Genomic DNA, 13,623 nt, shown 5'->3' with positions numbered 1-13,623 from the left:
ATGAGGATTTACATGTGCTCTGCTTTTTTCCAGATACGCTGGTCTTCGACCTGGTGATAATTTTTGTCCAGTTTGGAGAATCTAATCGTTTCTTTTGCGCCCAATGCCAGATAACCCAGATTTTCAAGGCTGTTATCAAAAAGTTTAAAAACCCGCTCCTGCAGTTCTCTGTCAAAATAGATCAGCACATTTCTGCAGATGATCAGCTGGAAACTGTTAAAAGAGCTGTCCGACACCAGATTATGCGTAGATAATATGAGTTTTTCCTTTAAACTTTTATCAAATTTTACGCTGTCATAATTGGCTGTGTAATAATCTGAAAAGTCTTTTTTCCCTCCGGATAACATATAATTTTCAGAATAAAGTTTCATCTGCTGTAGAGGAAAAACACCTGCCCGCGCCGTTTCTAAGACAGAAGGATTCAGATCTGTACCGTAGATCAGGGATTTGTGGTACAGATTGGCCTCTTTCAGCAATATCGCCATTGAATAAGCCTCTTCTCCTGTAGAACAGCCAGCCACCCAGATCCGGATCAGGGGATAGGTTCCCAACTGAGGTAAAATATTCTCCCTGAGTGCCTTAAAGAAATGCGGATCACGGAACATTTCCGTTACATTCACCGTTATTTCCTCTACAAAACGCTTCAGATATTCCGGATCATTAATGATGGTATATCTAAGTTCTGCAAAGCTGGTAAACCTGTCGATCAGGCAGATACGGTTGACCCGACGTTTAAAGGAGGCCCGGCTGTATTCGGAAATAATCATAGCCGTACATCTCATGAACATCTTTTATAAGGTATTCTACTTCTTCATCTTTTACAATACTCGGTTCCAGCATTTAGGAGAGTTTTTCTATGGCTGTGACCAACTGATCTACATCAATTGGTTTTGATACATAGTCCTGTGCTCCCGCATCAAGACATTTCTGGCGGTCTTCCGGCATGGCCTGCGCTGTAACAGCAATGACAGGGATCTGGCTCATGCCCGGTGTATTTCTGATGATTTTTACGGCTTCATAACCATCCATTTCGGGCATCATCATATCCATCAATATGATGTCTACTGTATTTTCTTTTAAAACCTGAATGGCTTCCTGAGCCATGGTGCAACTTACAATCTGATATCCTCGTGATTTCAGGGTCAGTTTGAGTGCAAATATATTGCGTGGATCATCGTCCACAATTAAAATTTTCTTATTCATCAGTTCTTTAACTTTCATATAACCATACACGCAGTAAGGACAATAGCTGGTCTATATCTACGGGTTTTGAGATATAATCTGAAGCACCTGCCACGATACATTTTTCACGGTCTCCTATCATAGATTTTGCTGTGATGGCAATAATAGGAAGCTTGGTGAATGCCGGCATTTTACGGATCTCCCGGATGGTTTCATAGCCATCCATTTCAGGCATCATCATATCCATCAGAATCACGTCTATATCATTATGTTCTTTGATCTGCTGCAGGGCATGTTTCCCATCCATTGCCACTACAACTTCCACTTTATACTTTTCCAGCGCTTTGGTCAGGGAAAAGATATTACGGACATCATCATCGGTGATGAGTATTTTTTTTCCACTTAATACTTCTGTCAGTGAACCTAAAACTTTGTTTCTTGCCGTCTCGACAGAGCTGTTTTTCTCTTCCACTAAATGTAAGAATAACCCTACTTCATCTAAAATTCTTTCGTAGGAATGAGCGGTTTTTACGACAATGGAGTCGGCATACTGCTTGATCTTCAGTTCTTCGGATTTGGAGAGGCTGTGTTCTGTGAAAATAATGATTGGAAGATTTTCCAGTCCTTCATAGCTTTTGATGGATTCAATAATCTGATATTCATTTCCTTTTGAAGATTCCACATCTAGAATCACGCAATCTACCTGACTTGAAGTTAATGATTTCACGCTGTCTTCTACATTGTTTTCTACGGATAAGGAAATATTGAAGTTGCTTAGGAAATACGCCAATGCACTGGCATGTTTGGCATTATTTTCTACAATAAGAACCTTTTGGGGAGATCTCTGAAGGGCTTCTTCAATTTTTTTGAAAACGTCGGTCAATCTATCAATAGCCATCGGCTTATTAATAAAATCAATGGCACCTTTCATTAGACTTTCTTTTTCAAGCTGCAGGACGGACATCATGTGTACCGGAATAGGTCTGGTTGAGGCATTTGATTTAAGCTCATCCATCACCTGCCAGCCGTCTTTTACCGGGAGCTGTACATCCAGTAAAATCGCCTGCGGATGATACTGAACCGCTGCGGAAAGTGCATAATCTCCCCTCACTACTACAACTCCTTTGTACTGGTTCATACGGGCATATTTCAGCAAAGCTTTTGCAAAATGAATGTCATCTTCTACGATCAAAATAACTTTATCCTCCTTGGTTATTGTATCACGATCATCATCTATGGCTTCCGGAATGGGCAATATCTGGACAGGAAGTACTGTTTCATGCTCACCATCTTCCAGTAGATTCTGAATTTCTTCTACATCTTCACGGATAATATCAACCAAATGCTGATCATTTTCGGTCTGAACGGGTTCGGAAACAGCTTTCATTGGAATGATGAAACTGAATTCGCTTCCTTCGTTCACCTTACTTTTCAGGGTTAATTCTCCTCCTAGTAGTCTTGCAATTTCACGGCTAATGGAAAGCCCAAGCCCGGTACCTCCAAATCTGCGTCGTGTAGAGCCATCGGCCTGCTGGAATGCTTCAAAAATAATAGCCTGCTTTTCTTCAGGGATACCAATTCCTGTATCTTTTACAGTGAAAATAATGAAATCTTTATTTTTAGGATCTTGTGCAATGCTCAGATCAATACTTCCTTCTGTGGTAAATTTTAATGCATTCGACAACAGGTTACGCAATACCTGATCTACACGAAGTCTATCCGTTTCAATGGTTTTTTCCAGATCTTTTTCGATATGAATATCAAATCTGATATTCTTTTCCTTCACCACCGGGTTAAAGAGGTTTTTTAAATCTGTCACGACATCATCAATCATGACATCCTGATATTCGAGAGACATTTTACCGGATTCTATTTTAGCAAGGTCTAAGATTTCATCAATCAAGGTAAGCAGGCTGCTTCCTGAGCTCTGGATCACTTTTGCAGATTCTACCTGATCTTCATTCAGATTTTCGTCAGGGTTTTCAGCCATGAGCCTGGAAAGAAGGAGAATAGAATTTAATGGTGTTCTGAGTTCATGAGACATATTGGCCAAAAACTCAGATTTATATTTTGTGCTTAATGCAAGTTCCTCTACTTTTTTCTGGATCTCGCTGTTTCTTTCAGCAATCAGGTGGTTTTTTTCTTCAAGCATCCTTGAGCGTTCTTCCAGTTCTGCATTGGCCTGCATCAGCTCTTCCTGCTGGACTTTCAATTCTTCTTCGGATGCCTGCAGCTTTTGTGTTTGTGCTTCCAGTTCCGTGTTCAGATTTTCCAGTTCAGAATGCTGTACCTGTAGTTCTTCTGACTGCGCCTGGGTTTCTTCAAGCAGTTGCTGTTCTTTTTCACGGCCTTTTGCTGCATTCAAGGCAATTCCGATGTTACGGGTACATTCTGCAAAATACTCAATCCTGTCCTGATCAAGGTCTGAAGCGGAACCCAATTCAAGCACCCCAATGTTGTGACCGTCTGCACGGATGGGAAGTAATATAATACCGTTGATTTTTATTCTGCTGCTGGCAAAAGTTACAACAAAATCTTCTTCATGAAGGTTGTTATAGACCTGCAGCTTCTCATTCATAAAAACCTGGCCTACCATTCCTTCTCCCGGCTCGAACGACTTTTTCATCATACTTTCCAGGCCGAAGGATGTACTCAGTTTAAGGACGCCTTCATCAAACAGATATAGTGCCCCATTGATGCACTTTCCATATTCAACAAGCTGGTTTAAAGATGCACTGGAAACGTCTTTTACCGATTTATTGCCTACCAAAGATTCATTGAGTAAAGCAAGACCTTTCTGTCTCCAGTCACTTTTATTAATCTTATCAAAAGACTTCTCAAGAGAATCTGTCATGTGGTTTAGGGAATCTACCAGATCACCCAGATCATCCTGTGAATTATCCACTGCTTTCTGGCTGTAATCACCATTGGCTACCCGGTTCGCAATCTGTTGAATAGCACTTACCCTTCTGCTTATTTCCTGATCTTTTGCTCTCAATTCTTTCTCAAGCTTATCTCTTCTGATCAGATCTGACCTTAATTTAATATAAAAGAATATGGTAACTACGATTGCCGATATGGCGGAGAAAATAATAAATAAGACGGTGGTACCGGATGAACGGTTGAGATCTTTATTTTTGATTTCAAGCTGGCTTTCTTCATATTTTACAAAATCACGGACGATCTCGCGGCATTTGTCCATATAGCTTTTGCTCAGCAGGATCTGTTGCTGCGTCATAATGATACCATTGTGTCTGTTCTGCACAAACTGTTTTAAATTGCCAATATTGCTGTTGACATTTTTTTCCAGGTCATTTAACCGCTGCAACTGATTATTATCGCTAATATCCAATGATTTTGCAGTTTCTATCGCCTTAGGAAATTCAATTAAACTCCGGTTATAAGGCTCTAAAAAAATTTCTCTTCCTGTAAGCTGATAACCTCTGTTTCCTGTTTCGGCATCCAGTAAGGCAACAAGAACATCTTTTACGGCAGTGATGGAACGTCTGCTTTTAGACAAACTTTCCCGGTGATCCATCTGGTTTTGAATACTCAGATAGGAAGCCGCCGAACTGGCAATTAAGATTAATAAGGATATTCCTACTCCAAACTGGAGATTTCTAATTATTTTTTTTGGCATGAAAACTAGTTTAAAGGTAAAGCAAAATAGAAAGTAGAACCTTCCTCTAATTTACTGGATACTCCAATAGTTCCGTGATGCTGCTTAATGATCTCTGAACAGATGAACAACCCTATTCCCATTCCCTGGAACTGCAGCGAAGATTCTTCTACACGATAAAACTTACGGAAAACAGCATCCTGCTTAAAGTCCGGAATTCCTATTCCAAAATCGGTTACACTTACTTTTACTTCCTGCTTTTCTTCGTCTACGAAAGTAGTGACAATCACCTGGTTATTCTGTGGAGAATATTTTATTGCATTGGTAAGGAAGTTAATCAGAACCTGCTCTATGCGTATTTCATCCAAAGGAATTAAAACATCGGAATTTATGCCGTGCCATGATATTTTCACGTTATTTTCATCATGAGTCTGCAGGATGGTTTCCACTGCATTGCTGATCACTTTTTCAAGGCTGGTAGGCTTTCTGTTGATTTTAAGCTTACCGTTTTCTATTTTGGAAACATCAAGAAGGTCGGTGATGAGGGTATTGAGTTTTTCGATCTGATCCTGAACCTTGGCCATAAAACCTGCTTCTGCACTCTCTTTTTCAAGCTTTAATTTACGGTCCAGCAGCTGAACATAGGCTTTTATACTTGTTAAAGGTGTTTTCAGTTCATGACTGGCAATACTCAAGAATTCATCTTTTTCTTTTTCTACTTTTTTCTGATCGTCGATATCGGTAAAGGTTCCTACCCAGTTTTTGATAACGTTTCCTTCATGCACAGGGGTTATACGTAAGAGGTGATAGCGATAGTCTCCTGAATTGATGTTTTTTATTCTGGCCTCCAGTTCCAGTGCTTTACTCTTTTTTCTGCAGTGTTCAAATTCTTCTCTGATATTAAGATCATCCGGATGCGCTTCCGGAAAATCTGTCTCAGAATCGGAATATTCATACCATTTGCCGTTTACAAATTCAATATCTCCTTCTTCATTAAGCGTAAAGGCAATCTGTGGCAGAGATTCCAGCATCAGCTGAAAATGATCGATCTGAGACTTCATAGTCACCTGCGATTCTCGTCTGCCCTTGACTTCCAGCTCCAGACTCTGCTGGGTCTTTTTCATTGCAATATTGTGCTCCTGAAGACTATAAAATGTCTTCACCTTCAGCATTAGAATCTCAGGATCTACCGGCTTTGTAACATAATCCTTACCGCCGGATGCATATCCGCGTGTTATGAATTTTTTCTCCGTATTTACTGCGGATAAAAAGATGATGGGTACTTCTTTGGTTTTGCTGTAATCAGCAAGGGTTTCGGCCACTTCAAATCCGTCCATTCCCGGCATCTGCACGTCCAGAATGATCAGTGCATAGTTATTTTTTATAGCTTTCCCTAAAGCTTCTTCTCCGGAACCGGCTGTATCTACCTGAAAATCTTTAGATTCCAGCAACTTCTTCAGTGAGTAAAGATTACTTTGGTTGTCATCAACGATTAAGATCATAAAATGAATCAGTACTTGTTGGTTTGTATTAATTAATAATCCCAAAAATACTCACAAAATTCCGAAAAACATTTATTTATTAATCATTTTATGCTTAGATACCACACGTATAAACTTATAAATCAATTTTCTAAAAAAAATAATGACAAATAATTAATTATAGTCAAAAAAAGCTTTGATCTGTTAAATAAACAGCATCCGTCAGCAGGTGTATGTTTATACAATTAAGATACAAAAGTCCTTCAACTGTGGGTTTGCTTTTATCATCTTTCCTTAAGATGAGTACATATTATTTTAAGGCAAATAAAATAGTTCCGCTAATGATGAGTAAAGCTCCGATGGTGGTTTTCAGCGTTAATGTTTCTTTGAAAAACAACACGGACAGTATGATGGCTATTGCCACGCTCAGCTTATCTACGGATGCCACCTGGGATATTTTCCCGATCTGTAAGGCTTTAAAATAAAACAACCAGGATAATCCTGTTGCAACTCCGGACAGCACAAGGAAGGTAATGTTCATTTTTGACAGTGAACCGATTCCTTTTAAGTCTCCTTTTATCAGGACAATACTCCAGACCATGATGAGAATAATGACCGTCCTGATCCCTGTTGCCAGATTGGAGCTGATATTTGCCACCCCTATTTTCGCAAAAACAGCAGTGAATGCTGCAAATAATGCTGAAAGTAATGCGTAATAGAACCACATTTTTTTAGTTTTTAAAGTTTATATTAAAAAGTTTTCACCAATCCTATCCCTAGCGTTTTGTTCTGATAAAACGGCATAACCATCGTAGCTGTATTTTTATTTTTACCTGTCAGCATATTATTGATTTTAGGGTATAACCAATAGGCCAGCTCAGTGGAAAGGATACCAAAACCGGCTCCTGCCACGACATCCCCTACCCAATGTTTATCATTTAACATTCTGTAAACTCCCGTGAAAACGGCCAATGAATAACCGGAAACTCCCAGCCAAAAATTGGTGTCTTTGTATTCTCTGAACATAAACTGTGCAGAAGCAAATGCTATGGCCGTATGTCCTGACGGAAAGGATAGATTATTGGACTGGTCCGGTCTTTCTTCTTTAACGATATGCTTTAAAGGGATTGTAATGGCTGATGTAATAAGCATTGAGGTTCCGTAAATTATACTTCTGTCTTTGAAATTATGCTTCCCCTGTACACCTGCCGCATTAAGTCCGTAAACTAAAACTGCTGGAGCAAACTGAGTGTAGCTATCAAGACGTATATGATCCGGCTTGTGTTCATTAATTTCATCCCTGGTAGAAAAGTTAAGCTGTTTCAGATCTTTAACTGTCAAACTTGCAACTCCGTAACCTATCAATGCTGCGGGTACAATCAAACTTTTATAGTGAAGATGACTTTTTTCAGGAGTTAATATGACTACACTGTCATGCTGCGGCTCCTGGATCTGTATAGTATCGGTGCTGTTCTGAGCCGTGATCTTTCCGGAAGCTGAGATCATGGCAATCAAAACGATCAGTATTTTTTGATGGTATCTTGGCATCTGATTATTGTATTAGTTTGTTTCTAAATTTTATTCTTGATTGATCAACTGGATATTGACTTCTTTAAACTTTGTCAAAATTTTTTGCCCGTATTCCGTGAAATAGGAATGACAGGTAAGGAAAGCGGAATTCTTGATCCTCCATTCTTCATCGGTATAGACCAGTCCCAGATATTTTTCAAATTCCTGCCTTATTGCTTTTTCATACTCCTGATAGCCGGGACGGGTTAAATGATACATATCTGCATCACAAATCACTTTTTCAGCTAAAGAAGATGGATTTTGAGGATACTTTGTAGATTCAATACAGTTTAAAACACTTTTGATCATCGTTTTTCCGCATCCTGAGTTTTCTAAAAAATGCTCCGCTATTTTTTTGCTTTCTTCCTCATGTCCCATATAGGCATTGGCATATCCGCAGTCATGAAACCATGCAGCGATCTCTAGCATATTCATTTCTTCCTGAGAAAGGCCGCACTGTAAACCAATCTCATGTACAGCTGCAACGACTTCATAGGTATGATGGATATTATGAAATAAAAGTTGGCCCGAAAGATTTTCCGAAAGAAATGCAATCACATAACTACGAACTGCTTCTGTTAAATTATTCATGATCATGATGGTTTTAAAATTTATAGCTGTATCCGAGCCTGATCACCTGTGTTTCATAATAGTCATCGCTTGTGTAAGCAAACCCATTACCCTGAATTTTCTTCTTAATAACCATGGTATTTAATAGATCGGCTGCATTCAGAAATATTTCACCTTTCCCATTTTGAACAGATTTTTTCACTCCCATATCCATTGAAAACCTTGATCCTATCCTACCTTGCGGAATAATATCCGGGGCCAGATAAACAGCTGTCAATTGGGCATCGAACCCATTAGAAAATTTGAAAATGTTATTTAGTTTTATATTTCCTGAAACCGCCGTTTGCCTGTTTGCTGAAAATATATTGGGTTGCGGATAAAGGTTTTCAACGATAAAAGCCTTGATCTGATTTCTGTATATATTTCCATTAACATTAAAAGAATAAAGCTTAGAAATTTTCTGATTCCAGATCATTTCCAATCCTGAATTGTAGCTTTTTCCTGCATTCTGAAATACGGCATAAATCAAAGTGCTTCCCGGAACAGTACTGGAGATCCTGGAGATCGTACCATCCGCAAAACGGTGATACAGTGCAGAATACAGATAACCATTATTCCAATTATATTTATGTCCCATTTCTATTGAATTGGTAAACTGAGGTCTCAGCCCGGGGTTACCTACTTTTATGATCTCGGCATCATCATATTTCGGGAAAATCCTGATGTCTACTTCATTTGGCCGATCTACTCTTCTGTTATAAAATATGGAGAGCTTGTTATGATCATTAAGCTTATAGGCTAATCTCAGGTTGGGAAAAGGCTGTGTGTAATTGTAGCTGTCACTTTTGTAGGTGGGATGATTGGGGTTTACATCGTATTGTACTTTTACATACTCCAATCTTACGCCAAGTTCTGCTTCCCACTTTTCATTTTCAAAAACGTAGTTTCCATACACTGCCGGAATCAGTTCTTTGTAAGTTGCCCAGCCTCCCGCATTGACATCCAGAACAGAATTCGCACCGGGAATAAAGTTCATATTGGTTGGGATGCTTCTGTTTCTCAGTTTAATTCCCGTTTCAATTCGTCCATATTTCAATGGTTTTATGTAATCAACATTAAAATCATACACCTGCTCATCAGATAAGAGTTTGAAAGCATCCGTGCCCGTTGAGGCCGGTAGGTAATTATCATAAAAATATTTCTCATCTTCCCGGTGAAAGGTATAATTGAATCCCACATTCAATACATGTCCTGCTTCTTTGAATTTATGCTGATAAGAAGCGGTTCCCATGACCGTGGTTTTCAATTCGTCTTCCAAAAACTGCCAGAGACGGAGACGCTGTGAAAGATCTCCATTAAAAAACGGCTGATCTCCGCGGTCAATAATCTTTTCACTTCCGTAAAGTCCCGAAACCGTCAGTGTATTCTGAGCATCAATATTCCAGTCCACTCCTGCTTTTGTGGTGAGATAATTGGTATTTCTATTTCTTTTTAACTGTGAATTAATGATTGTTCCATCATCATAAGTTCTGGTAACAAATTCATTTTTATTCAGTGTTTCTGTATATAAATTATCAGCCTGCATAAAAATATTAACCTTATCTTTTCTATAATTAAGCGAAACTGAAGGATTGATTTTTGGAGTGACCGTATACTGAGGTCTTATGGTCGGAAGATTTTCTTTTCTTACCCAATAAGAACCTGTACCATAAGTAAAACCAATCTTTCCGTTCCATCCGTTCTGCTTGTTTTTCTTCATGATAATATTGATGATCCCTGCGTTACCATTGGCGTCATATTTTGAAGACGGATTGTTGATGATCTCAATTTTGTCAATGGCTGAAGATGGAATATTATCCAGTCCGCTCTGACTTCCAAAACCCGTCATTGCAGTTTGTTTACCATCGATCAGAACCGTCACCTTATCATTACCCCGCAGCTGTACTTTATTGTCCTGCACTGTAATTCCGGGCAGGTTTTGCATACTTTGGAGCACAGAACCTCCGCTTTGGCTGATGTTATCGGCAAGGGAATAGGTCTTTTTATCAAGCTGGCTGCTGAGTTCATTTTTTTTGGAGGCTGTTATTGTAACCTCATCAATTTTTGTTTCTTTTTCTTCTTTTATCTGTTCAAGTTCAACCGGAGGAATTTCTAAAAATTCTGAATGGCTACCCACAAAAAACGGTTGAGTCTGCTTCCGAAATCCTGAAAATGAAAATTCCAGTTGATAGTTACCCGGTTTGATTCCTACCAAAGAAAACCGACCTTCTTCGTTGGTTATCGTGCCGGATACAAATACGCTATCTTTTTCTGTTTTAGCAATGATATTTACATAAGGTAAAAAAAGACTGATCTGTTTTGCTTTTAACGATTCCGGAAACAGTCACATTAGTCACCTGTCCCCAGATAACGGAAGAAAATAGTATTGAAATCGAAAAAAATAGCAGCTTTAACCTATTCATTATTTTAGTTTTTTATTTCTCTTAAAAAATTTCCTTTACTGTCAAAAATCAGATCTTTGCCTTTCATTTCTGCTTCGTAGGTGACCACTCCTTTTGCGTCCGTTATTTTAGCAGCTTCTTTTATTTTTTGGTGCGGATAGTTTTTAGCCAGATAGCTTTTAATGGGTACAGAAAGAGCGTTGATGCCAATCTCATTTTCGGTTTCGAGAATTTTACCAAAAGGATCTATTACAACAGTAGTTTCCGCTTCTTTTGATTTGAATCCTGCTTCATAATTCCCGTTTTCCTTTTCCCATTTTACCTCTTTTACTGTTGGAAACTGTTTCTGAAAACTTTTCTGAACTGATGCGGGCACTTCTTTTTGCTGAACTTTCTGGGCATTGAATAAAGCTGCCAGTGCTGTCATCGTTAATAGAAATACTATTTTTTTCATTTTTTTAAACTTTAATTGTTATACAATATTCAGGGATGATTTAGAAGAAATTTTGAATTTTAGCTTTGATGAAGTATTTCTTTCTGTTGTTTTTGGTGCGAAATAATGATCATCACGAATAATAAAGCCAAAGAAACTAATGAAGCATATAAGGTACTGAGCTCCAAACCTCCTTTCACTAAAGGTTTAGTAAGAAAATCTCCAAAGGTGGCTCCGAATGGTCTTGTAAAAACAAAAGCAATCCAGAAGAGCAAAACATGATTGATCTTTGTGAAATAATGCAGGAAAACAACAATAAGGATAATAAGACCCGTAATCACCGCTCCGGCTAAATAACTGTATCCTAAATTGTCACTCAGAAAATCACCAAATGCTGTTCCCAGGCTGTTGGAGAAAAGAATGGCAACCCAATAGAATATCTCCTTGTTTTTTTCAAAAATCGGATATACTTCCAGGTTATTATATTTTTTGTACCATAAAAAAAGAGTGAACAAAAGACCACTTACTAAAATTAAACTACCCAATAAATAGCCTGTTTCCAGAGTTCGGTCTATAAAATCAGAAATTTCTGTCCCTAAAGTAGTGGTCCCTATAATGACCAGCCAGTAAATGACGGGAATATATTTTTTTACATTAAGCTGTACGGAAATAATGATGATGAAAAACAAAAGTGTAACTCCTATTCCTACAGTATAACCCAGGCCGAGTGTCATGGAAATAAAATCTCCCAGGGTTTCCCCTAATGTGGTTGCTGTTATTTTCATCAGCCAGAACAGGATGGTAACGGCTGCTACTTTATTGAGCGGTTTCATATTTTTTCTTACAAATTTGAGAGTCAATTTTGTAGAAATTTAGAACTGCCTGATTTCAGCTTCTTAATCAATAAAATAAGTAGTTAAGATTGGAAAAAATAGAAATGTAGATCAAAAACTTCCTGAAAGTTTTATTTAAAAAAAATACCATTTCTATGTACGAAAGGGCAAAATTGCAGGCTACTCTGAAGAATGTTAAATTTTACAGGCCGATAGAGAAAACGTGGTGCCCGTTCTCAAATCGATAGGTTATGGTCCATTTTTGAAATTTACAGATTTCATTTATAATAGCCAGTCCAAGACCGCTTCCACTGTTATCAGCTGATAGTTTTGAAAATCTTTTGAACAGCAGATCCGTATTCAGTTTTTCTGTTCCGGAATTGGAAACTTCAAAAAAAGAATCTGTCAATTTTACTGATATCGTTCCATCAGATGAAGTATGGCGAATGGCATTTAAAATGAGATTATTAATGAGAATTTCCGCCAAACTGCTATTGCCTTTCACCTTAACATCAGGAGATATATTTTCAGTCACCGAAATATTTTTTTGTACAAAATGTTCGTCAAGCATTTCCATACTCTGATGCAGCAATCCGTCAAACTGAATGGTTTCTGAATTGTCAAACTGATGATTATCAATTTTAGCCAGCAGTAAAAGGTTTTTATTAATCCTTGAACTTCTGTTTAAAGCCCTGTTCATTTCCTCAGCAATAAGGTATTGTTTTTCAGTGAGACCTTCACTTTGCAGTAAAATATCCAGTTTATTTTTTAGGATCGCCAGAGGAGTCTGCAGTTCATGGGAAGCATTTTCAGTAAATTCTTTTTGTGTTTTAAAAGCTGAGACATTATGCTCTATCAATTTGCTTAAAGAATGGTTGAGTTCTTCAAATTCCGCCGTATCTGTTTCATCAAATTCAATTTTCGTCTGGCTGTTGAGATTGAATGTCTTCAGCTTATCAAGCGTATTCCGGAATGGCTCCCATATGGAATTCGAAAGTTTTTTATTTAAAACCAATAAACCAACAACAATAAGAATGAAGAAAAAAACAGTGATTAAAGCAATAGCTGCAACGGTTTCCTGAGATTCTTCAATATTGGTTTCTATGGTAAAGAGAAAGGGTTGATGGTTGATATAAACCACTTTTTTCAAACATCGGTATCTTTCTATTTCCGGTTTTGAAGCAAAAGTTTTCTGCTTTTCAACCGTGAAAAAGCTATCTTTTTTTAAATTATTTAGTGGTAATCTTTCAATATCTGTTCCCGGCTGAATTTGGTTCCAAAGTATAATACTCTTTTCCAATTCCTGGTCTGAAAGCTTTAAATTATTGAATTCATAAGCCGTTTTTTCCGCTATAGTCACATTATGCTCATCCAGCTCCCCTTTCCAAATGGTATCCACAACAAAATAGTACACGGGAATACTGATGACCAATATAATTAGGACATAAATGATAAATGGCTTTGTAGTCTTGCTTAATAATGGTTTCAATGGATA

The 13,623-nt window shown here is 38.0% G+C and carries 11 protein-coding genes; all 11 read right to left on the bottom strand.

Annotation, left to right across the window (positions count from 1 at the left end):
* Positions 1-8: 8 nt before the first annotated feature.
* Positions 9-782, bottom strand: coding sequence for a protein-glutamate O-methyltransferase CheR (locus QF044_RS05290; protein ID WP_307264549.1), 774 nt, complete (start codon positions 780-782; stop codon positions 9-11).
* A gap of 58 nt (positions 783-840) precedes the next feature.
* On the bottom strand, positions 841-1,203 hold the full coding sequence (locus tag QF044_RS05285; protein WP_307264546.1) for a response regulator: 363 nt from the start codon (positions 1,201-1,203) through the stop codon (positions 841-843).
* A gap of 7 nt (positions 1,204-1,210) precedes the next feature.
* A complete protein-coding gene (locus QF044_RS05280; RefSeq protein WP_307264543.1) occupies positions 1,211-4,822 on the bottom strand; it encodes a response regulator in 3,612 nt (1,203 codons plus the stop codon).
* Between the two features lie 5 nt (positions 4,823-4,827).
* Positions 4,828-6,303, bottom strand: a complete 1,476-nt coding sequence (locus tag QF044_RS05275) for a response regulator (protein ID WP_307264540.1) — start codon at positions 6,301-6,303, stop codon at positions 4,828-4,830.
* Positions 6,304-6,592: 289 nt separating this feature from the next.
* A complete protein-coding gene (locus QF044_RS05270; RefSeq protein ID WP_307264537.1) occupies positions 6,593-7,009 on the bottom strand; it encodes an EamA family transporter in 417 nt (138 codons plus the stop codon).
* Between the two features lie 23 nt (positions 7,010-7,032).
* Complete coding sequence (locus QF044_RS05265; protein WP_307264534.1) at positions 7,033-7,830, bottom strand: phosphatase PAP2 family protein; 798 nt, start codon at positions 7,828-7,830, stop codon at positions 7,033-7,035.
* A gap of 30 nt (positions 7,831-7,860) precedes the next feature.
* The gene (locus tag QF044_RS05260) at positions 7,861-8,442 is read right to left on the bottom strand and encodes an HD domain-containing protein (protein WP_307264532.1); all 582 of its coding nucleotides are present in this window, start codon (positions 8,440-8,442) and stop codon (positions 7,861-7,863) included.
* A gap of 13 nt (positions 8,443-8,455) precedes the next feature.
* Positions 8,456-10,702 carry a TonB-dependent receptor domain-containing protein gene (locus QF044_RS05255; RefSeq protein ID WP_307271950.1) on the bottom strand — a complete coding sequence of 749 codons (2,247 nt, stop codon included), beginning with the start codon at positions 10,700-10,702 and terminating at the stop codon, positions 8,456-8,458.
* A gap of 185 nt (positions 10,703-10,887) precedes the next feature.
* The gene (locus QF044_RS05250; protein ID WP_307264529.1) at positions 10,888-11,316 is read right to left on the bottom strand and encodes a PepSY-like domain-containing protein; all 429 of its coding nucleotides are present in this window, start codon (positions 11,314-11,316) and stop codon (positions 10,888-10,890) included.
* Between the two features lie 59 nt (positions 11,317-11,375).
* The gene (locus QF044_RS05245; RefSeq protein ID WP_307264526.1) at positions 11,376-12,128 is read right to left on the bottom strand and encodes a hypothetical protein; all 753 of its coding nucleotides are present in this window, start codon (positions 12,126-12,128) and stop codon (positions 11,376-11,378) included.
* A gap of 202 nt (positions 12,129-12,330) precedes the next feature.
* The gene (locus QF044_RS05240; RefSeq protein ID WP_307264523.1) at positions 12,331-13,617 is read right to left on the bottom strand and encodes a HAMP domain-containing sensor histidine kinase; all 1,287 of its coding nucleotides are present in this window, start codon (positions 13,615-13,617) and stop codon (positions 12,331-12,333) included.
* Positions 13,618-13,623: the final 6 nt, after the last annotated feature.

The sequence above is a fragment of the Chryseobacterium sp. W4I1 genome (assembly GCF_030816115.1).
In the GTDB taxonomy this organism is placed as follows: Bacteria; Bacteroidota; Bacteroidia; order Flavobacteriales; family Weeksellaceae; genus Chryseobacterium.
Note: the sequence above shows the minus strand (reverse complement) of the source record. Positions and strands in the feature narration are given on the sequence as shown.